Source organism: Bacillus aerolatus (genome assembly GCF_009183655.1).
Taxonomy (GTDB): Bacteria; Bacillota; Bacilli; order Bacillales; family Domibacillaceae; genus Pseudobacillus; species Pseudobacillus aerolatus.
Genome location: NZ_WEIO01000006.1, coordinates 192,894 through 212,873, shown reverse-complemented (window position 1 = coordinate 212,873; position 19,980 = coordinate 192,894). Strand labels below are relative to the sequence as shown.

Annotated in this window: 20 protein-coding genes; 15 read left to right on the top strand and 5 right to left on the bottom strand. The window is 39.1% G+C overall.

Going from position 1 to position 19,980, the window contains the following annotated elements; translation table 11 throughout:
* Positions 1-82 precede the first annotated feature (82 nt).
* The 3 genes from F9802_RS12035 to F9802_RS12025 all read right to left on the bottom strand — a co-directional run bounded on the left by F9802_RS12035 (position 83) and on the right by F9802_RS12025 (position 2,753).
* Positions 83-850 (bottom strand): sulfite exporter TauE/SafE family protein, encoded by a 768-nt coding sequence (locus tag F9802_RS12035; protein WP_152152246.1) that lies wholly within the window; start codon positions 848-850, stop codon positions 83-85.
* A 383-nt stretch (positions 851-1,233) separates the two neighbouring features.
* Complete coding sequence (locus F9802_RS12030) at positions 1,234-1,515, bottom strand: hypothetical protein (RefSeq protein ID WP_152152244.1); 282 nt, start codon at positions 1,513-1,515, stop codon at positions 1,234-1,236.
* A gap of 14 nt (positions 1,516-1,529) precedes the next feature.
* The gene (locus tag F9802_RS12025) at positions 1,530-2,753 is read right to left on the bottom strand and encodes an MFS transporter (RefSeq protein WP_152152298.1); all 1,224 of its coding nucleotides are present in this window, start codon (positions 2,751-2,753) and stop codon (positions 1,530-1,532) included.
* Positions 2,754-2,949: 196 nt separating this feature from the next.
* On the opposite strand from F9802_RS12025, the gene F9802_RS12020 reads away from it, so the two are divergent.
* Genes F9802_RS12020 through cysC form a run of 5 tightly spaced genes read left to right on the top strand, consistent with a single transcriptional unit; the run spans position 2,950 to position 6,792 of the window.
* On the top strand, positions 2,950-3,720 hold the full coding sequence (locus tag F9802_RS12020) for a phosphosulfolactate synthase (protein WP_152152242.1): 771 nt from the start codon (positions 2,950-2,952) through the stop codon (positions 3,718-3,720).
* Entirely contained in the window at positions 3,702-4,235 is a 534-nt protein-coding gene (locus F9802_RS12015) for a histidine phosphatase family protein (protein WP_152152240.1), read from the top strand. Before F9802_RS12020 ends, F9802_RS12015 begins: the two co-directional genes overlap by 19 nt.
* A 32-nt stretch (positions 4,236-4,267) precedes the next feature.
* Positions 4,268-4,978, top strand: coding sequence for a phosphoadenylyl-sulfate reductase (locus F9802_RS12010; protein ID WP_152152237.1), 711 nt, complete (start codon positions 4,268-4,270; stop codon positions 4,976-4,978).
* Positions 4,979-5,004: 26 nt separating this feature from the next.
* Positions 5,005-6,180, top strand: coding sequence for a sulfate adenylyltransferase (sat, locus tag F9802_RS12005; RefSeq protein ID WP_191991919.1), 1,176 nt, complete (start codon positions 5,005-5,007; stop codon positions 6,178-6,180).
* Positions 6,181-6,192: 12 nt separating this feature from the next.
* Complete coding sequence (gene cysC / locus F9802_RS12000; RefSeq protein WP_152152234.1) at positions 6,193-6,792, top strand: adenylyl-sulfate kinase; 600 nt, start codon at positions 6,193-6,195, stop codon at positions 6,790-6,792.
* A gap of 11 nt (positions 6,793-6,803) precedes the next feature.
* On the opposite strand, the gene F9802_RS11995 is transcribed toward cysC, so the two are convergent.
* Entirely contained in the window at positions 6,804-7,421 is a 618-nt protein-coding gene (locus F9802_RS11995) for a YitT family protein (RefSeq protein ID WP_152152232.1), read from the bottom strand.
* Positions 7,422-7,787: 366 nt separating this feature from the next.
* Between F9802_RS11995 and F9802_RS11990 the strand changes: the two genes are divergently transcribed.
* The 8 genes from F9802_RS11990 to F9802_RS11955 all read left to right on the top strand — a co-directional run bounded on the left by F9802_RS11990 (position 7,788) and on the right by F9802_RS11955 (position 18,197).
* Positions 7,788-9,644: an assimilatory sulfite reductase (NADPH) flavoprotein subunit gene (locus F9802_RS11990; RefSeq protein ID WP_152152230.1), complete on the top strand. Its 1,857-nt coding sequence runs from the start codon at positions 7,788-7,790 to the stop codon at positions 9,642-9,644.
* Positions 9,645-9,669: 25 nt separating this feature from the next.
* Positions 9,670-11,394, top strand: coding sequence for an assimilatory sulfite reductase (NADPH) hemoprotein subunit (cysI, locus tag F9802_RS11985; RefSeq protein ID WP_152152228.1), 1,725 nt, complete (start codon positions 9,670-9,672; stop codon positions 11,392-11,394).
* A gap of 281 nt (positions 11,395-11,675) precedes the next feature.
* On the top strand, positions 11,676-12,317 hold the full coding sequence (locus tag F9802_RS11980) for a GCIP family protein (RefSeq protein ID WP_152152226.1): 642 nt from the start codon (positions 11,676-11,678) through the stop codon (positions 12,315-12,317).
* 512 nt (positions 12,318-12,829) lie between these two features.
* Positions 12,830-13,516 (top strand): GntR family transcriptional regulator, encoded by a 687-nt coding sequence (locus F9802_RS11975; protein ID WP_152152224.1) that lies wholly within the window; start codon positions 12,830-12,832, stop codon positions 13,514-13,516.
* 386 nt (positions 13,517-13,902) lie between these two features.
* Positions 13,903-14,928 (top strand): zinc-dependent alcohol dehydrogenase, encoded by a 1,026-nt coding sequence (locus F9802_RS11970; RefSeq protein ID WP_225435323.1) that lies wholly within the window; start codon positions 13,903-13,905, stop codon positions 14,926-14,928.
* 12 nt (positions 14,929-14,940) lie between these two features.
* Positions 14,941-15,690, top strand: coding sequence for a glucose 1-dehydrogenase (locus F9802_RS11965; RefSeq protein WP_152152223.1), 750 nt, complete (start codon positions 14,941-14,943; stop codon positions 15,688-15,690).
* A 91-nt stretch (positions 15,691-15,781) separates the two neighbouring features.
* Positions 15,782-16,801: a zinc-binding alcohol dehydrogenase family protein gene (locus F9802_RS11960; RefSeq protein WP_152152293.1), complete on the top strand. Its 1,020-nt coding sequence runs from the start codon at positions 15,782-15,784 to the stop codon at positions 16,799-16,801.
* 46 nt (positions 16,802-16,847) lie between these two features.
* Positions 16,848-18,197, top strand: a complete 1,350-nt coding sequence (locus F9802_RS11955) for a gluconate:H+ symporter (RefSeq protein WP_152152221.1) — start codon at positions 16,848-16,850, stop codon at positions 18,195-18,197.
* Positions 18,198-18,326: 129 nt separating this feature from the next.
* Here F9802_RS11955 and F9802_RS11950 read toward each other — a convergent pair whose 3' ends face one another.
* Positions 18,327-18,515, bottom strand: coding sequence for a hypothetical protein (locus tag F9802_RS11950; RefSeq protein WP_152152219.1), 189 nt, complete (start codon positions 18,513-18,515; stop codon positions 18,327-18,329).
* Between the two features lie 277 nt (positions 18,516-18,792).
* Here F9802_RS11950 and F9802_RS11945 point away from each other — a divergent pair, with 277 nt between their 5' ends.
* Both F9802_RS11945 and F9802_RS11940 read left to right on the top strand, forming a co-directional pair.
* Positions 18,793-19,062 carry a DUF2188 domain-containing protein gene (locus F9802_RS11945; protein WP_152152217.1) on the top strand — a complete coding sequence of 90 codons (270 nt, stop codon included), beginning with the start codon at positions 18,793-18,795 and terminating at the stop codon, positions 19,060-19,062.
* 212 nt (positions 19,063-19,274) lie between these two features.
* Positions 19,275-19,403, top strand: coding sequence for a YuzL family protein (locus F9802_RS11940; RefSeq protein ID WP_152152215.1), 129 nt, complete (start codon positions 19,275-19,277; stop codon positions 19,401-19,403).
* Positions 19,404-19,980: the final 577 nt, after the last annotated feature.

Genomic DNA, 19,980 nt, shown 5'->3' with positions numbered 1-19,980 from the left:
ATTTTTCTATAAGTATTTCATTGATCTTCTTTATACTAAAGGATGAATATCCATCACATCGATAGTCGTTTAAACTTTTGATTCAAATTATTAGTTTAACTCCACTCATTAAGATCATTAATGCCATGATGGTTCTTAAAGGTTTGGCAGGGAATTTGGACGACAAGCTGCTTCCTAAAATTACACCTGGTATAGAGCCTAGCAACAGGTTAATCATTAATAAGTAATCTACATTGCCAATCCCGGCATGCATTGCTCCAGCAGCAGTGACCAATAAAAAAGCATGAGCAATATCCGTTCCGACTAACTCTGAGGGACGCAATTTATATAGATAAAGCATAGCTAGGGCAAACAAAGAACCCGATCCAATCGAGGTCAATCCGACAATAAAGCCTAATATTGCTCCAATAACAATCGTTAAGGTTCGCTTTTCCTGCAGAGACTTCAATTGAAGACGATTCCATTCAAATTTATCTTTTAGAAATGTTTTGATCAGCGTAGTTAATGCGACTAATACCAATACATATCCCAATGCATGTTTAATTACTTGCTCTTGATTATGAAAGAAAGAATCAAATAAATGGAGGACGCCCACTGCGCAGATGGCACTTGGAATGCTTCCGATTGCAAGGTATTTAACTAACTGGAGATTTATGGTCTTTTGTTTCCAATGCTGAAAAGAACCGAAAAGTTTCGTGATTGAATTGTAAACAAGATCTGTTCCTACTGCGATAGATGGACTGATCCCTAATAACACTAAAACAGGTGTTAACAAGGCTGCACCTCCAACACCAGTTAATCCAACCATAAAACCGACAAAAAGCCCCATTGCAATCATGCCGATACTCATTAAGCACACGCTCCAATCTGCCTTTAATCTATAAACCCATATCCTCAATTTATGAAATGGTTATACGCCTTGCTACTCAACACTTCTAAAGGATTAGTTGTACTAAAAAGCGAACAAGGCAGAATAATCCATTAGAAAAGCGAGACATAGAATCTAAGGAGACTGAAGGAATATAAAAGAAAATTTTTTTAGCCAGTTTACTCTTCTATCCTCGATAAGTGCGTGTAATGAAGATCAAAAAAGCGAGGGAAAACCGATAACATGAGAGGAGCAACAATTCGTGGCCTAATCCTAATTACAAAAGCCCAGTCATCATTGACTGGGCTTTTACTTTTGCAATAATTTATTTTTAAATGTGTTACGAATTAGATCAAATAACCATTTTAATTTTCTTTTTCCTCATTTATATTTATTTTTTTACAGCCTACATATAAACATGAAAAAATGTCTAAATCAGGTTTTGCTTTTGTTAAACCTTTCATATACGGAGTAACCAAATCCTTAAAATCTGCTCCTACTCCTTCCTCTTCCAATATTCCATAAACATACAACTTTTTTTCATCAAATAAAAATGCTACATTTCCGACAGCTTTATTCGCGTCATCCACTACGTTTAACACTTGAAATTGAGGAGTAATGACCTCAGGTGAAAAATATATTTGCAATTTGACCTGCTCCTTTACGTAAGTTGAATTTTTTCAAACAGCGTATCGCTCTTTTCTTTCGAAGTTTTCTTTTTGCCTACCCGGATGAGTATGAGGCATAGCAGTGCAGCAATCAAAGTTAAACCAGCAGTTGTTAAAAACATTCCTGTGCGCGACCACGCCATTAGAGCAGTGTAAACAGGCGGGCCGATTGCCACTCCGAGAAATCGGACAGATCCATACAGCGAGGTGACGAATCCTCTGCGGTCAGAAGGAACTGAGCCTGTAATAAAGCTGTTAATACACGGAAGAACAAGGCCTGTACCGATACTGCTAATAACCAGAACAGAGAAAAAAGGAACGAGTTTTTCAAAGAAAACTAAGACAGAGAAAGAAATCGTCATTAGCAAAAGTCCTAGTATAATTAGTGTTTTCATCAGCCGCATCTTTTTTCCGATCTTACTTCCGGTTATATACGATGCCGTCGTCATAAATAATAGTGGGATGGCTAGAATACCTCCCTTTAACAGGCCGTCAATTTGATGATCTTTTTCAAGAATGTCCGAGATGTAAAACAAGATTCCGAATAAGGTAAATAAACACACTGCCCCTGTTAAATAAGCAGCAAAGAGCCAGCGCCCTTCTGTTTTAAAGACAGAAGCAAGACCCTTCACATACTTACCGACAGGCGGCGGTTCTTTCTTCGTTTTCTTTTCTTTAATAAAGAAAATGGTCAACAGAATGGAGATCAGACAAAATACAGGGAAGACAAAAAAGGCTGCGTACCAGAAAAGCAGGGCTACGAGAGAACCGATAATAGGACTAATCACCTTTCCGAATCCATTGGAGGCCTCTACTAACCCTAAAACCTTACTTTGTTCTCCCCCTTTAAATAAATCCCCTGTTAACGCCATCGCAATTGGTGCTGTTCCTGCGGCGCCGATTCCCTGCATGATTCTTCCGGCAAGAATCCACGTATAGGCATTATCGAACCAAGCCGCTGCAACACCTGCCAAGAGCCCTCCAGCCCCGTATAAGATAAGAGCAGGAATGATAATTGCTTTACGTGAAAACCGGTCGGATAAATAACCCAATATTGGAATAGCAAGAGCGGCAGCAATTGAAAACACTGAAATAATCAAGCTTATCTTAAATTGTGATACACCCAGTTCTGTTTTCATTTTCGGAAGAATTGGAATCAACATGGAATTTCCTAAAACAAGAATAAGTGGAATTGATCCGATTGCAAAAATTATCATGCCTTTCCGTTTTTGCTTTGGCAATGAATGTACACCCCTGACAGTTAAGAATATAAATCCTTTCCTATTGTTTGAAATCAGGTCACCGTTTATACAAGGATAATTGCCTAATTCCCATGGGGGAAAGCCCATTATCTACACATTCACCCAATTTTTGAATAGTCTATCCTAGGAAAATAGAGGAGGCACATTCCCTATGGAATTTTTAGAATTACCGAAAAGGACATCAGGAAATAGAACTTACGGACTGACTTCGATTATCGATTTAGGAACCCCAACTGAGGACTTAAAAAATATTTTGAATGATTATCATCACATCATCGATACCGCAAAAATTGGATTTGGTTCCGCTTGTGTAACGCCAAACTTAAAGAAAAAAATTGATCTTTATAAGGAATATCATATTAAACCTTATTGTGGGGGAACTTTATTTGAAAAATGCTATTATCAAAAAAAAATTCCTGAATACCTAACGAGCTTACGCGATTTAGGTATTGAATGTATTGAAATTTCAAACGGAACGCTAAATATTCCAATGCAAGAACGTCTCAATATTATTTCTCAAATAAAAAAAGATTTTCATGTCATCGCAGAGGTTGGGTCAAAAGATTCCAATCAGGAAATGCCTATTTCAGAATGGAAAGATGAAATGAAGCTATTATTAGAAGCAGGCTGCGATTATGTGATTACCGAAGGAAGAGATTCAGGTACTGCTGGTATTTATGAAAAAGATGGCAACATTAGATCTAATTTGATTAGTGAGTTAATTAAAGATATCGATAGCAAAAAAATCATTTTTGAAGCACCCACTCCAAAACACCAAATGTATTTTATTAAAGAAATTGGGGCGAATGTTAATTTAGGGAATGTGAAACTAACCGATGTATTAGTTTTAGAGGCTCAGCGGCGTGGGCTGAGAAGTGAAACGTTTTATTTGGAGGATCGTGAATGCAAATTACCTTTATAAGACACCTTCCAACAGAATGGAATGCTAAACAAAAGCTGCAAGGAAGAAGGGATATCGGGCTTTTACCTATTACAGAAAACTTTCAAGAAGGGATTGCTTGTAATCAGAAGCTCCTCATAAAACTGTCACCGTTTGATCTAGTTTTGGCCAGTACATTAAAACGGACCCATCAAACAGCACACCATTACGGTTACAAGGCTGAAACAGAAGGATTATTAGATGAATTAGATTTTGGTCCCTTTGAAGGGCTTCCAAAGAGCAAGCTTTATGAAAAGTATGGAAACGATTGGATTGAAAATCCAAAAGAATTGATCTTAGGGGAAGGCCTCACGAACTTAGAAGAACGAATTGTTTTGTTTTTAGATAAATATAAGGGGCGAAAAAACATTTTGGCGTTTGGCCACGGTTCGTGGATCAGAGCCGTCATGTCATATTACCAATACGGCCATATAAACAATATGAATAAAATGACCGTAGAAAACAATGAATGCATTACATTGCCATTCAAATTTTAGAGGAAGCGGGAAAAGAAATGGAGGGGTAAATATTGGCTGATTTATTAACTTATGAAACGTGGAACGAAAAAAAGATAGCCGCCATTATAGATAATCAATCGGATTATTTAGATGTTTTAAAATGGGCTTTTCGTGAATATAGAGATGACATCGTGTATGCTTGCAGTTTTGGAGCCGAGGGGATTGTGTTAATTGATTTAATTGCCAAGATTAATAATAAAGCGAAAATTATTTTCCTCGATACAGGGCTTCATTTTCCAGAGACATATAAATTAATTGAAAAAGTAAAGGAACGTTATCCCTCTTTGCAAATCACGAAAGTTACCCCTCTAACTTCCTTGAAAGAGCAATCTAAATGGCATGGAGAAGAACTATGGAGCCATAATCCAAACCTTTGCTGCCACATGAGGAAGGTAGTCCCCCTCAAGGAGGCATTAAAAGATGCCAAAGCATGGATTTCAGGACTAAGACGAGAGCAGTCTCCCACAAGAAGTCATACCCAATATATTAATAAAGATGAAAAATTTCATAAGGTGAAAATTTGCCCCATCATTCATTGGACGTGGGAGGACATTATGGCTTATATCCATATAAATAAGCTGCCATATAATCCATTGCATGACAAAGGTTATCCGAGTATCGGCTGTGCTCCATGTACCCAGTCGGTTTCCGAAAGCGGGGACATTCGAGCAGGCCGGTGGGCAGGTCACGCTAAATCAGAATGCGGGCTTCATGAAAATTAGAAATAACTTTTTACTGGCAACAACTAATGAAGAAAGTCAGGGAGGAAAAGAATGTGCATGAAAATGTACCACATGGCGGTAAATTGGTTAACCGAATGAACCTTTTGTTTTCTATTGATTCTTCTCTTAACTATGTTGAACTCGATAATTTAGAATTAAGTGATTTGGAACTAATCGCAAATGGAGGCTACAGTCCTCTTGAAGGATTTATGGGGAAAGCAGACTATGACTCCGTTGTTCAAACTATGAGGTTGTCAAACGGACTCCCTTGGTCGTTGCCTATTACATTAGCAGTTGACAAAAGTAAAGCGATGGAAATTAAAAAGGGTGAACCCATCAACCTTATTCATAACGGTGCGGTCTATGGTGTGATGGATGTAAAGGGAAAATTTCTCCCCGATAAAAAATTAGAAGCTGAAATGGTCTATAAAACGACTGATATTAGCCATCCAGGTGTAAAAAAATTATTCGAACGACCTGAAATGTATATAGCCGGGCCAATTACGCTTATAAAAAGGCCTGAAAAAAGCAAGTTTAAAACCTATTATTTAGACCCCATTCAAACTAGGGAGAAATTTAAAGAATTAGGCTGGAAAACGGTGGTTGGATTCCAAACACGTAATCCTGTTCATCGGGCCCACGAATATATTCAAAAAACAGCATTGGAAATCGTAGATGGTCTTTTTCTAAACCCGCTCGTAGGCGAGACAAAATCCGATGATATCCCGGGCGAAATCCGAATGAAAAGCTATCAGGTGCTGCTCGAAAATTATTATCCCAGAGACCGGGTGTTTTTGTCCGTTTTCCCAGCAGCCATGCGTTATTCCGGACCAAGAGAGGCCGTTTTTCATGCAATTGTTCGGAGAAATTTTGGATGTACTCACTTTATCGTTGGAAGAGACCATGCGGGAGTAGGAAATTATTATGGAACATATGATTCCCAGAAAATATTTAGTCAATTTAAAGAAGAAGAACTAGGGATTAAACCGCTATTTTTTGAACACAGCTTTTATTGCAAGAAGTGTGCAAACATGGCATCTGAAAAAACGTGCCCTCATGATCGGCAAGATCATATTATTTTATCAGGCACAGCCGTTAGAGGAATGTTGAAAAATGGAGAACATCCGCCAAAAGAATTCAGCCGTCCAGAAGTAGTGGAAGTTCTTATAGAAGGAATGAAGGAAGTCTATACAAAAACATAAAGGATGTAGGATATGGGAACAGCTAATAATATCACCTGGCATCATACGACCGTTACAAAAACAAATCGCCACCTCTTGAACGGTCACAAAAGCTGTGTTCTTTGGTTTACAGGATTATCGGGATCAGGAAAATCAACATTGGCTAATGCGGTAGACGAAGCATTGTTTCAACAGCGCATTAGGAGCTATGTTTTAGATGGAGATAATGTACGCCATGGATTAAACAGTGATTTGAGCTTCCGAACCGGCGATCGGAAGGAAAATATTCGCAGAATCGGGGAAGTGGCAAAACTCTTCGTTGACAGCGGTCAAATTGTTTCTTCTGCATTTATTTCCCCTTTCCGCGAAGATCGGCAACTAGTCCGAAATATGTTTGAACCTGAAGAATTTATTGAAATCTTTTTGAATTGCCCCATCCATGTCTGTGAAGGCCGGGATCCAAAAGGATTATATAAAAAAGCGAGAAAAGGAGCAATTCCGGATTTTACAGGAATAACCTCTCCTTATGAAGTTCCTCCTGCCCCTGAAATCATTATTGAAACCGATAAAATTACGCTTGAGCAAGCGGTTAATAAAATATTATCTTATTTAAAAGGAAAGAAGATCCTGTAATTAGGATCTTCTCATCTTTTTCTCCAATTTGGGGATAGGATACTAATTTTTTGAAACTTAAACCCATAAATGTAATCAATGATATTCGTCGAGAGAAATTGGCAAATAATCGCGTAAATAACAATTTTATAATCGATGATAAGGGAGGTTAATAAAAAAATAAAAAGGTTAATGCCCATCATTACTTTTCCAGGGCTCCAATTTTTGTAGGAAGCAATCATCAATGCCGGAATGACCATCCCGCCGCTAGAAGCTCCCACCCGAATCAGTAAACCTACTCCAATGCCAAAAAAAATGCTTCCTCCCAAAATATCCAGAAGTATATGTACATGCGGAAGAGGAGCCTGAACGGACAGAATGATAATAGTGGCGGAGGTCGTTGCGACTGAAGTGATTGTTCGAAAAGTCCAAGTAAACCCAAAATAATTAAAGGCGAAAAGTAAAAAAACAGCATTTGCCAGCCATAAGGAAAAGCCAAGGGGTAACTCGAACCAATGATTCACCAGGAGAGCCAAGCCTGCTGCCCCTCCGGAGGGAATGGAGTGCGGAAATAAAAATAAAGACATGGATATCCCTTGTAAGACAGCTCCAAAGAGTAAATAACAATAAGTTAACAGTAGTTTTCTCATGATTATTTGAATGGATCCTTCAAATTTACAATTATAAGTTCCACAACCATTCCCCCCCTAAAGACTTCCCTTACTTGTCCATTTTATGAGAAAAAAAAAAGAATATGTTCGGATTCAATAGTGTTGTATTAATTAAGTAAGAAAAGTGGAAATTGTCTAAAATCACGAATGCAATATAAAGGTTATATCTGATAAATTTAAAAATTAACGTCTATTTTTGGAAAAAATGAAATAGAATAACTTAAAACCCACTTGACTTATGGGAATAATAAGTCTATTATAAAAAATAATCATTTAGACGCTGCTATGGCAGATTATGCAAGTAAGATGATTTATAATTTATATTCCTTTGTGAGGTGGATATCGTTGCAACTTCAAGTAATGAACAGTCCTTTTAATCAGGAGCAAGCAGAGCTCCTCAATCGTCTTTTGCCGACGCTGGCGGAGCCCCAAAAGATCTGGCTGAGCGGGTATCTTGCCGCTGCTTCAACACCTTCCTCTTCGGGGACACTTGGTGCTGTTCTGCAGAAAGCACCAGAGGCTGAGCTGCTTTTTCAAAACACTAATCAAGTCTTGTCTAAGGAAGTGACAATCCTCTTCGGGTCCCAAACCGGCAACGCGCAAGGACTTGCTAAAGATGTATCAGAAAAGTTGAAGGAGCGGGGTTTTCAAGTAACGCTCTCTGCAATGAACGAGTTCAAGTTAAATACTATTAAAAAAGTTCAAAATCTTCTGATCTTGGTTAGTACCCATGGAGAGGGGGATCCGCCGGATAGCGCCCTTTCCTTCTATGAATTTCTTCGTGGCAGACGGGCTCCTCAATTGGAAGGTTTGCAGTTTTCGGTTCTTTCCTTGGGAGACAGTTCTTATGAATTTTTCTGCCAGACCGGTAAGGACTTTGACCAACGGCTGGAGGAGCTGGGTGGTCAACGGCTTTACCCGCGTTTCGATTGTGATTTGGATTATGAAGAACCTGCTGCCGAGTGGCTGGAGGGTGTCTTAAGCAGCTTGAGTGCAACGCAGGATGTTGGCTCCGCCGAGAGACAAAACTCTCCGCTGGCATCCGGCGGGACGGGGATATTAACCGATGAGCCGAATTATTCAAGAACAAATCCCTTTAAGGCAGAAATTCTTGAGAATGTGAATCTTAACGGGCGTGGGTCGAATAAAGAGACGAGACACCTTGAGTTGTCGCTTGAAGGGTCCAACCTTGAATTTGAACCGGGAGACAGCCTAGGTGTCTACCCTGAAAATGACCCCGCCTTGGTGGATATGATCATCGAAGAGATGAACTGGAACCCTGAAGAAATTGTCACGGTGAATAAACAGGGGGATGCACGTCCATTGAGGGAAGCGCTCATCTCAAACTATGAGATTACCGTGCTGACTAAGCCTTTGCTGGAGAAAGCGGCGCAGCTTTCCTCGAACAATGGGCCGCGGGAGCTGTTGGAACCAGGGCATGAAGAAAAGCTAAAAACCTATCTTGCAGGACGGGATCTGCTTGATTTAGTAAGGGATTTTACCTTGCAAGAAGTACCAGCCAGCACATTTATTTCGATTCTCCGGAAAATGCCGCCCCGTCTATATTCGATTGCGAGCAGTTTAAAAGCTAATCCGGATGAAGTGCATCTTACGATCGGAGCAGTAAGATACAATACTCATGGACGCGGCCGGGCCGGAGTATGCTCCGTGCAGTGCGCGGAACGAACGCAGCCAGGTGACTATTTGCCGGTCTTTATCCAACGTAATCAAAATTTTAAGCTTCCTGCCGATCCTGATACACCAATTATTATGATCGGACCGGGTACTGGTATCGCACCGTTCAGGGCATTTCTCCAAGAACGCGAGGAGTTGGCGGCTCAAGGGAAAACATGGCTGTTCTTTGGTGATCAGCATTTCGTTACGGATTTCCTTTATCAGACCGAATGGCAGCAATGGCTTAAGAAAGATGTGTTGACAAAGATAGATGTTGCTTTTTCACGTGATACAGAGGAAAAGGTATATGTCCAGAACCGCATGCTCGAAAAAAGCGGAGAACTTTACCAGTGGCTAGAGGACGGAGCCGCTGTCTATATTTGTGGCGATGAGAAGCATATGGCGCATGACGTTCATGCAACACTGATAAAGATTATTGAACAGGAAGGCGGCATGAGCGGGGAGAAAGCAGAAGGCTACCTTGCCGAAATGCAGCAGCAGAAACGTTACCAGCGTGATGTATATTAAGTTTTGATCGAAAGGAGCTAAAAAAATGATAAAAGATAAATCAACATTGACGCCGGAAGGCCCGCCCAGCGATGTGGAGCGGATAAAAAGCGAGAGCGACTACTTGCGCGGAACACTTGTAGAAACACTTAATGATCCGATTAGCGCGGGGATACCCGATGATGATAATCGCCTGATGAAATTCCACGGCAGCTACCTGCAGGATGACAGAGATTTGAGGAATGAACGCCAGCGGCAGAAACTTGAACCCGCTTACCAGTTTATGGTGCGAGTACGCGCTCCCGGCGGTGTGGCTACACCAGAACAATGGCTGGTCATGGATGACCTTGCCCGTAAATACGGCAACGGAACGCTGAAACTGACTACTCGACAGGCGTTTCAAATGCATGGAATTCTAAAATGGAATATGAAGAAAAGCATCCAGGAAATTAACGCAGCCTTAATGGATACGCTGGCTGCTTGCGGTGATGTGAACAGAAACGTAATGTGCAATCCTAATCCATACCAGTCGGAGATCCACTCAGAAGTATACGAATGGTCCCGAAAACTCAGCGAATACCTCTCACCACGCACTAGAGCCTATCACGAGATCTGGCTTGACGAAGAAAAAGTAGCGGGCAGTACTGAAGCGGAAGAAGAAATCGAACCTATGTATGGCGCCCTTTATTTGCCTAGAAAGTTCAAAATCGGCATAGCTGTCCCGCCTTCCAACGACGTAGATGTCTTTTCCCAAGACCTAGGCTTTATTGCGATATTAGAAGAAGGAAAGCTGAAAGGGTTTAATGTCGCGATCGGAGGAGGCATGGGGATGACTCATGGTGATAAAGAGACCTATCCTCAGCTGTCTAGAGTCATTGGTTTCTGTACGCCAGACAAGATCCTCAATGTAGCAGAGAAAGTCATTACGATTCAACGGGATTATGGCAACCGCTCTGTCAGAAAGTATGCTCGTTTCAAGTACACCATTGATAATCTGGGTCTCGATTTCATTACAAGAGAAATAAACGAACGGTTAGGATGGAACCTTGAAGAGGCGCGTCCTTATCATTTCGACCATAACGGTGACCGCTATGGCTGGGTGAAGGGAATTAACGGCAACTGGCACCTTACTTTATTTATCCAGAATGGCCGAATCACCGATTTGGAAGATTATCCGCTTATGACCGGCCTGCGGGAAATCGCTAAAATTCATACGGGGGATTTCCGGCTTAGTCCCAACCAAAACCTTGTTATCGCCAATGTAAAGAGTGAAAAAAAGAATGAAATTGTTGAGTTGATTGAGAAACACGGACTGACTGACGGCAAGCACTATTCTGCATTGCGCAGAAATTCAATGGCTTGCGTCGCCCTTCCAACTTGCGGATTGGCTATGGCCGAAGCGGAACGTTACCTTCCTGTCCTGCTGGGGAAAATTGAGCAGATTGTGGGGGAGAGCGGCCTGCATGAAGAGGAGATCACGATTCGCATGTCAGGATGCCCTAATGGATGTTCCCGTCCGGCTTTGGCGGAAATCGCTTTTATTGGCAAAGCCCCTGGGAAATATAACATGTATTTGGGTGCTGGTTTTTCCGGTGATCGTCTAAACAAACTCTACAAGGAAAATATCGGAGAAGAGGAGATCTTAGAAACACTCCGTCCTATTCTTTCCCGGTATGCAAAAGAACGGGAAGAAGGCGAACGTTTCGGTGATTATGTGATTCGTGCCGGCTTTGTCAAAGAAGTTCATTCTGGACTGGATTTTCATAATTAAAATAAGAAAAGCTAAAAGTTTGCTGTCACTCATATTCTATGGAGCTTTATAAAGTTGAATGTTGAAGAACCATCATAGTTGAATGGGAAGAGGCAGGAACCATTAAGGTGTCCTGCTTTTTTGTGTTTTGTTTGAAAAAATCCTTTTCCATTATTTATATGTAGCTTATCCACATTCCACTGAATCATGCGATCTTCTTGACTGATGGATCAATATACCAGAGATAAAAAGTTGGATCAAAGAAATACTAAAATTAATTACTCGAAAGGAAGGGATGCAATATGTCATTAGAATGGTTTAACCGGGTTGGTGAAGAGCTGCACGATCATCTTGAATCGATCTGTGATAAGTACGATGAAGTTGGCCACATGACGATTGATAGAGCGGCCAAGCATCCTAGGATCGAGTTTTTTGTAGAGACGGAAGAAGATGAAAGTGAATTTTTTTGCTCGTTATTTTTTGATCCGTATAACGGGGAATTTTACGTTAAGACGTTAGAAATGGACTCTGAACAAATGTCTAAAACGATTCTACCGGATATCGAGGATATCATTGATGAAGTTCATGAAAGCTTCCACGAATTTATGGAAGGTGGCGATAACTGGGAATACGAGAATTCGTTTGAGACAGAAGCAGATATTGATGCGGATGAAATATTTGAACAAATAGATGTGGAATGGTCCACTCCAGAAGTAACCGCTTATGCCCATGAGGATGAAGTAGAAGTCACTTATCAATTTGGCGTCGTAAAGGAAACAGGAGATGGCGTTCTTCGCCGGATTAATCGCATAAAAACAATTGAGGAAGAGTTATTGAAAGATGAAACAAATTTTATTTTCAGTAAAGAAGAAGCCAATACGATTATTGCGATGATTGCGAGCCATGTGGATTTATTAAGCGAATTTAATTTTGACAAATATTAACCGTGCTTAGACGGGGCTGTCCCAAAAGCGAAGAGCCAGGCACTTATGGGCCAGGCTCTTTTTTTCGATAAATTGTGAAAAAACAAGATAAATAATTAAAGCTATTGACGATCTTAAAATAGATGATCAGTGCTTTTATATGTTGAGTTTGCTTCTTAGTCACCTTCTGCATTGCTATAAACTTCCGTTGAAATTTAGTTGTCATTTCTCTGAATTGGAAAAACTAATCGATTCGCTTTTTAATGATTATATGAATGAGGGGTGATCTAGGCGCCCTCTTTGTATTTTAAAAGCGCCACTTTTATTTTAGTATGACATTTTTAAATTTAATGTTTACAGAATGAAAGTATTTCAGTAAAATAAAAATCAAGTTGTATACAGGTATACTATGAATGAGGTTCAAATTGAAAAATGGTAAGATCACTTGATTTTTGGAATTAAATTTGTCTAATCCATTCTAAAGATAGATGTAAGCGATTTTTTATGGAATCTAATAGGAGAGTTGAGTAGCTATGCAGTATCCTTCCATAGGACTACAAGGAGTTTCACTTGGAGAAAAAATTTCATGCGAGTTACGATTACAAATTATAAAAGGAAGTATTAAACTAGGCACTGTCTTATCTGAAAATCAGATTGCTGCTGAATTCAATGCTAGTAGGTCTCCAGTCAGGGAAGCGTTGAAAACGCTCTCTAATGAAGGGTTAATTCGCTTGGAGCGTATGGGAGCAGTAGTGTTGGGGTTAACTCCAAAGGATATAGAGGAATTATGTGATGTCCGCTGTTTAATTGAAACTTTCGTTATACAACGTCTTTCAGCTATGGATCATGAAGGTTTAATTCATACTTTAAATAAAACTATTGATAAGATGGAAATGGCTGCTAAGCATCGTGATTTTGTCGAACTTTCTTATCAAGATTTATATTTTCATGAAGTGATGATACATGAGGCCGACCACACAAGAATTCTACACTTGTGGAATAATATTCGTTACATTGTGTTTACAGCTTTATTAGTAGCAACAGAGAGACGAATTGTAGAAGAAACACACGAAATAGAACCTTTAATAGAAAAACATCGATTATTAGTAAGCGCTCTAATTTCAAAAGATAGCAATTACATCCAAAAGGTTGTTCAAGAGCATTATGAGGATACAAGAAAAACGGTTAACAATACGGTGCTAAATCCTAAAAACCTATAAAAGAAGCTATTCTTGTTAAGGGTATATAAAAATTTCTATGATAGCTTTAGCAGCAAAGGGGAAAATTTTACGTTAAACATTGAGTGAAAAGGATATTCGGTATTCGTGTAACTGTTCACCGATAGTTATCGTGCAGAAACACTGCCAGCCAATCTTATTCAAGCATAACGTGATTATTTGGGTGCCTCTACATACCAACGCGTGTATAAAGAGAGCGCTTTCCATACAGAGTGGACTTAAGAAGGGATGAAACCCAGTATTTTTAATACAAATAAAATGTTTTTTAAGTAAGTTGTCGACAAGTATACATATATTCAATGTATTGAATTTTAATTAATTTAATGTTCTAGTTTTTTATTAAAACTCAATAATTTGGGGGTAAAAAAATGAGTACTATGAAAGCCGGATTGTATGTCTCTGAAAAAAATGTGGTTGTCGGGGAATTGGAAAAACCAACTTTGAAGCAGGGAGAGGCATTAATAAAGGTATCTTCTGCGGGGATTTGTGGCACCGATATGATGATTTACTTTGGAAAACATCCTAGAGCTAAAGCTCCTTTAGCAATGGGGCATGAATTCAGCGGAGTGATTGAAGAGATAAATGGTGAGTCAACTTTTAATGCAGGAGATAGGATTGTTGTCGAACCAACAATTAGCTGTGGTAAGTGTGATGCTTGTTTATCAGGTAATTCACATGTTTGCAGAACGCTGGGGTTAATTGGGATTGATTATCACGGTGGATTTGCAGAATATGCAGCTGTTCCACTACACCGCTTGCATAAAGTACCGGATACGCTGTCTGATGCTCATGCTGCATTAGCGGAACCAGTGGCAGTAGGAATTCATACTGTACGACGTTCAAATGTTAAGGTGGGAGACACAGTCGTTGTACTAGGAGCAGGGCCAATTGGTTTATTGATTGCTCTAACAGCAAAATTAGCAGGAGCCGATAAAATATTCATTTCTGATATTAGTCCATATCGTTTAGGCAAGGCGGAAGAACTTGGATTTATCACCTTGGACGGCAAAAAAGTAGATGTAGTAGAGGAAGTTAAAGCAGCAACGAATGGAACTGGAGCTGATGTTGTCTTTGAAGTTGCCGGAAATAGTATGACAGCTAATCAGATGATTCATGCTTGCCGAACTCAAGGTCAGATTGTTGTTGTAAGCGTGTACAAGCAGCCGCCAACTATTGATCTTGCTGCTATGCATTTCCGTGAATTATCGTTGACGACGACTAGATGTTATAGCCACTCAGATTTTGCAACAGCAATCAATATGATGGCGAGCGGACAAATTGATATAACGTCTTTAATTTCACATCAATTATCGTTAGACGAGATTGAAAAAGGATTTCAACTTATGACAAAGCCTGACGAGTCTTTAAAAATCCTAATTCAGCCTAATGTATAAGGAGGAGAAGTGATGTTTAGATTAGATGGGAAAGTGGCTGCTATTACGGGGGCTACAAGAGGAATTGGAAGACAAATGGCTATAGCATTAGCGGAAGCGGGAGCTGCAGTAGCCTTGCTTCAGCGTAATATAGAGGATCACTCCGTACAAAAAGAAATTGAGGCATTGGGCCAAAAATGTATCATTGTTGCGTGTGATTTGGAAGATCAATTACAAGTGAAGGCAGCTATACCGACTGTTGTAAATGAGCTTGGGCAGATTGATATTCTCGTCAATAATGCTGGTATTCAACGACGTTCACCATCTGTTTCATTCTCAGAGCAAGATTGGGATGATGTAATCAATGTAAATTTAAAGTGTGTTTGGCTTCTATGCCAGGAAGCTGGAAAGTTCATGGTTCCTCAAAGAAGTGGAAAAATTATTAACATGGCCTCTTTATTATCATTTCAAGGCGGCTTAACAGTGCCAGCCTATGCGGCAGCAAAAGGCGGCGTCGCCCAGCTGACAAAAGCGCTGTCCAATGAATGGGCAAAAGAGAATGTTAATGTAAACGCTATCGTCCCTGGATATATTGCAACAGATATGAACGAGGCATTATTACAGGATGAAACGCGAAATCGACAAATTTTAGAGCGTATTCCAGCAGGCCGCTGGGGGAAAGCAGAAGACTTTATGGGAACAGTTGTCTTCTTGGCATCTGATGCCTCGAATTATATTCATGGCCATTTATTAGCAGTTGATGGCGGGTGGTTAGGCAGATAAGAACAGAAGACGATATCGGAAGGGTCCGCCAACATAGCCCTTCTAGAAATAACAATATTTTTACTAGAATTTTTGAGCAGGAGTGGAAATGATGAAAGCAATTATGATTCCAGAAGCATACAAAATAGAAGTATTGGATATACCTCAACCAGAAATAGAACAAGAAAATGAGGTATTAGTAAAAATTAAAAGAGTAGGTATCTGCGGTTCAGATATGCATATTTATCATGGCACGAACCCTCTCGCTACGTACCCAAGAATTGTTGGACATGAAGTTGCCGGAGAGGTAATAAAAATCGGCTCGAATGTAAATAAAGTAGCTGTTGGTGACCATGTGGTTATTGAACCAATCAGCTATTGCGGCGAATGCTATGCATGTAAAAGTGGAAGACCAAATGTATGCAAAGAAGTATCCGTATTTGGCGTACATGAAGATGGCGGCATGAAAGAATTTGCCGTGCTTTCTGAAAGACAAGTGCATAAAGTAGATCCTGAAATTGATTGGGACGAGGCAGTAATGGCTGAACCATATACAATTGGTGCCCAAGCTACATGGAGAGGCAATGTGAAAGAAGGAAATACTGTATTTATTCAAGGAGCAGGGCCAATTGGTATTTGTGTGTTGAAAATGGCTAAGATCCATGGAGCAACTGTTATTATTTCAGATATTACAAATGAAAGGTTGGAATTTGCGAAAGAAAATGGCGCAGATTACACAATCAATCCAAATGAAGTTGACTTAGAAAGTAAAATATATGAAATTACAAACGATGAAGGAGCCAATATTGTTATAGATGCAGTGGGTACACCACAAACATTCGAGTTAAGTGTAAATGTAGCCTCTGCCGCCGGTAATGTTGTTACGCTAGGGTTTAATGCGAAACCATCATCCATAGCCCAATTACCTGTTACGAAAAAAGAATTAACGATTACAGGTTCTAGGCTTCAAACAAATCAATTTGGCAAAGTAGTCCAACTTTTAAATGAAAAGAAATTAACGCATAATGGTTTAATCACACATAAATTTCCTTTAAGTGAAGTAAAAGAAGCATTCGAATTTGTAGAAAAAAACCCTCAACTAGTTCGAAAAGCTGTTATTGTTTTTGACTAAGAAAGAAGTAAAACTTTAAATTATAAATTAGTAGGGAGAAAAAGTTATGCCTTTAGTAATTGTCGCTTTAGGGATTGTTGTTTTACTAGTGTTAATAATGAAATTTAATATGAATACATTTATTTCATTAGTTGTCGTTTCATTCTTAATTGCTTTAGCTTTAGGTATGCCTATTAGTGAGATTGTGGCTTCCGTTCAAAGTGGGATGGGGAACACTTTAGGCGGTATTGCCTTAGTCTTTGGACTTGGAGCTATCCTTGGTAAATTGATTGCAGATGCTGGGGGAGCCCAGCGTATTGCAATGACATTAATTAATCAGTTTGGCGAGAAAAAAATTCAATGGGCTGTTGTAGCAGCTGGATTTATTCTCGGTATTGCATTGTTCTTTGAAGTAGGCCTCGTATTATTAATTCCGATTGTTTATCAAATTTCTAAACATTTAAAAATATCATTTTTATGGTTAGGTATGCCAATGGCGACTGCATTATCAGTAACCCATGCCTTCTTACCGCCGCATCCAGGTCCGACTGTTATTGCTCAAGAATTTGGAGCGAACGTAGGTTTAGTATTAGTGTACGGTTTCATTATTGCTATTCCAACAGTGATTATAGCTGGTCCTTTGTTTACAAAATTCGCAAGAAAATTTGCACCATCAGCTTTTGAAAAAGAACCTACAGGAAGTATGGCTTCCATCGGTAACGCAAAACAATTTAAATTAGAAGATACACCAGGATTTGGTATCAGTGCATTTACGGCGTTATTCCCAGTTATTTTAATGGCATTTTCAACGATCGTTACTTTATTTCAAGATGAGTTGAATTTACCTGTGTTATTTATTGACATTGTCAAAATGATTGGTGCTCCAACTACGGTTATGTTGCTTTCTGTATTACTTGCAATATATACAATGGGAGTGGCACGAAAAATCCCAATGAAACAACTTATGCAATCTGCAGAAACGTCGATTGCATCCATCGGAATGATGTTGCTCATTCTTGGTGCTGGTGGTTCCCTTAAGCAAGTGTTAATCGATGGCGGTGTTGGTGATTATGTTGCTGTTCTTTTTGAAGGAAGTACAATATCACCGCTAATATTGGCTTGGCTTATCGCTGCTGTCATTAGACTTGCACAAGGATCTGCGACAGTAGCTGCGTTAACAACAGCTGGATTAGTTATTCCAATGATGCAAGGAACGGAAGTTAATGTAGAATTACTAGTATTAGCAACAGGTGCAGGCAGTATCATTGCTTCACACGTAAATGATACCGGCTTCTGGATTGTTAAAGAGTCCTTCGGATTAACGATGAAAGAGACATTCGCAACTTGGACTGTGCTTGAAACGATTATTTCAGTGTGTGGTCTTGGATTTGTTTTACTTCTTAGCCTATTTGTTTAAGGCAGAATTAGACGATATAAAGAGCGTGTTAAATAACGATGAATGTCATACCCAAAAGCTTTGGCTTTTGGGTATTTTTAAATATTTTATCTAAAACTTAAAAAACTGAATTATCCTTATTAGGCTAATTCAGTCTTGGCAATACATCTTATTATTAGCAGATTGAACGATGAAACAATCATAGCAGCTATCCCTTATTCCTGTACAAGTAGCAGAAAATTCTTTTTTGCCATTCACACCTCTAAAACTAACTTCTTGATTAACTTTACCTTCAATACTTGGACAATAGGTAACAACTCTTTTTAAATATTCTCTCATTTAGCTAACCAACCTTTACTTTTTCCCTTTTAAATAACTTGTTACACTTTGACATACCCGATTTCATCAAACTGAAACATAAATGTATATTTAGTAATATAAATAATTCTAAATTAATAGTATTGATACCGTTTTTCTGATGTAGTATTGACTTTGGAGGGATAGTTCCAACAATTTTAGTGAAAAACAGATAGAAGACGCTTTAAAGCTATTAGAATGGGTAAAGTTATTGTACGCATCAATAGATAATACAATCAGGAAAAGAGGAGGTATTCTCATGGCACAGAGCAATGGCGAGAAAGAAAATAGTGAGCGTGACCAATATTTTAAAAAACGAGCGGGTACTGACGATGCAAGGTTTCACGTTGTGCCTCATGACGAGGAAGAGTGGGCTGTCAAAACAGAGGGTGAAGACGCACCCGACTATACTTCGGACTCCAAGCCTAAAGCAGTAAAAGAAGCTAAACGAATGGCAGAGGAAGCGTGTACGATGGCAATCATACACGACGAAGACGGAAAGATTGAGGAACAACACAACTTTCAGTAACACAGTGATGAAATTAGCCCGGAAGGAGTCCAAGCTCCCTTCTTAGGGCTAATTTTATTGAGCTTCACGGAATTGTAACAGTTTATCGAAAAATACCCCCCACTGATGGAAGTTTCAGCTTATAGATTGTCTTTTCAATCGCTTTTTTATTCTGCATTTTTCAGGGAATAAAAATAGGAACTAATTGAGACAATAAGGGGGAGGTGATAAAAATGGGAAAACGTAAAAAAGATCCATCAAAATCGGAATTGGGCTCACCAGAAGTCAAAGGACAAGGAACGACAAATATAGAAACCGGGGGAAGAGCGGCATCTTCAGCCCGGCATCAAAAGAGGAAGTAAAATATATGACTATTGGTGATTAAAAAGACAATTTTCAGTTAAGAAAATTAAGCCGAGAATAGCTGTAAAAAGCAAAAACCGAAATTTCATTACGTTAGAATTTCGGTTTTTGCTTTTACATACTCAATATTCAATTGACTTTTAACCTAAGTATATTACCAACAAGCTGTTTAAATAAATAGATAGAAAAATAAACAGATAATTCTAAAAATTTAGTTGACAGATAATTTCGGATCATTTATGATAGGACTCAAATATCACTTAGTTGTTTAATAAAAAAGATTTATCTACCTATTTATCCTGTGATAGTCTCTTCAAGAATCCTACTCCATTTTTGTGTATTTAGTGATGCCCCTTCATTTTATGGTGTTTTCCATTTACTTAATTATTCGTAGTTAGTTGTTTAGAAGCTTGGGAAAGGAGGTTAGCTCCTTCATGAATCTAAAATAATCAGGACTATAACCAATTCTGCATAAAGAAGTGACAGAATAAAAATTCTCTGGTTAAAAAAGACATAAATTCCGCAACAAGCTGTCTGTTTTTATGAAAGATTAAAACTAATGAGGTTAGTTTGTCT